The 1,116-nt window shown below is 31.3% G+C and carries 2 protein-coding genes; one reads left to right on the top strand and one right to left on the bottom strand.

The window, feature by feature from the left end:
• Nucleotides 1-133: 133 nt before the first annotated feature.
• Nucleotides 134-340, top strand: coding sequence for a site-specific integrase (locus ACHABW_RS25845; RefSeq protein WP_435759898.1), 207 nt, complete (start codon nt 134-136; stop codon nt 338-340).
• 320 nt (nt 341-660) lie between these two features.
• On the opposite strand, the gene fbpA is transcribed toward ACHABW_RS25845, so the two are convergent.
• The gene (gene fbpA / locus ACHABW_RS25840) at nt 661-825 is read right to left on the bottom strand and encodes a Fur-regulated basic protein FbpA (protein ID WP_435759896.1); all 165 of its coding nucleotides are present in this window, start codon (nt 823-825) and stop codon (nt 661-663) included.
• Between the last annotated feature and the right edge of the window lie 291 nt (nt 826-1,116).

Raw genomic sequence — 1,116 nt, 5'->3', positions numbered from 1 at the left:
ACTTCTGTTCCACAAGTTGACTATAATTTTTGGGGTCATCCCGATAACTGCACCCTGGTCCCATAATTCTTGCGTATCGGCCATAACTTTTAGGGTTCGACCTTATAACGATACTTTTAAGGAGGCTCACCCTATGAATTATGTTCAAGCAAGAGATGATTATTTATTGTATTTAGAAGTCGAAAAAAATTATTCCATCAATACGTTAACCAGTTATGCTATCGATTTACGGCTATTTGGTGACTTTTTACAGAATAACAATCGTTCCATCTTTTTAGATGACATCAACTCATCTAGTATGCAAACTATTATTTTTACTAAAACAATAAAAAGGCTTTAGAGAAAATTTCTTCTCTAAAGCCTTTTTATATAATATCTGCAATTCAACTAACGCACCCTCGTTAATAACACACCAACTTTTATATACCCCAATTAAAGGTTCATGTTGTTAGATAAGAAAATGAAGTTGCTAGCTAACAACAGCTCTTTTTTTCTACTCTAGCATCCATTCTGATGGTGGATACATCATTGCATTCGATACAGGTAAGAGTGAAAAATAAATAGTATAACTATCCCATTTACTAACAAAAAAGCCATGTATCATTTTCTTTACCCTGATACATGGCTTTTTGAAATTCAAATATATAACAAATAATATCCTTATACAAAACAAATTTCAGTTATTGAATAAAGTACAAATTCAAGTTCTTTTTCTGTTGCTTCGTACAATTGCCTTCCATCTGGCATCTTGTACAAATTGTTATGAAGAAGGGTATCAATGATTTGGCTCTTATTAATATTATTTTGTATTGTTATCACAGACATTAAATCACTCCAACTATGTAAGCGTATTCAACATCTAGTATAAATAATATGGAATAGGATGTCAAACAATTGAATTCCATCCTATTCCTTCATTTATCAAATATTTTAGAACACTCTGTCTAGGATTTTACGAATCTTCTTGCAAAACAAAACCTAAAAAAACTCAGATTAATTAACAAGGCAAATCAATCTATTTGCACCTTCTGTATTAACAATCTTCCATAAAGCCTTCCTGTTAAAAATTGCATCCAGTAAGTTAGCTTTACAAACAGAAAAAACGAACTGCATTTG

The organism is Salipaludibacillus sp. CF4.18 (assembly GCF_051262595.1).
In the GTDB taxonomy this organism is placed as follows: Bacteria; Bacillota; Bacilli; order Bacillales; family Salisediminibacteriaceae; genus Salipaludibacillus; species Salipaludibacillus neizhouensis.
This window is presented reverse-complemented; position numbering and strand designations above follow the sequence as displayed.

Bases quoted from the DNA above. Each gene is read 5' to 3' on its own strand.
- ACHABW_RS25845 (WP_435759898.1), top strand. From the start codon at position 134: ATGAATTATGTTCAAGCAAGAGATGATTATTTATTGTATTTAGAAGTC.
- fbpA (WP_435759896.1), bottom strand. From the start codon at position 825: ATGTCTGTGATAACAATACAAAATAATATTAATAAGAGCCAAATCATT.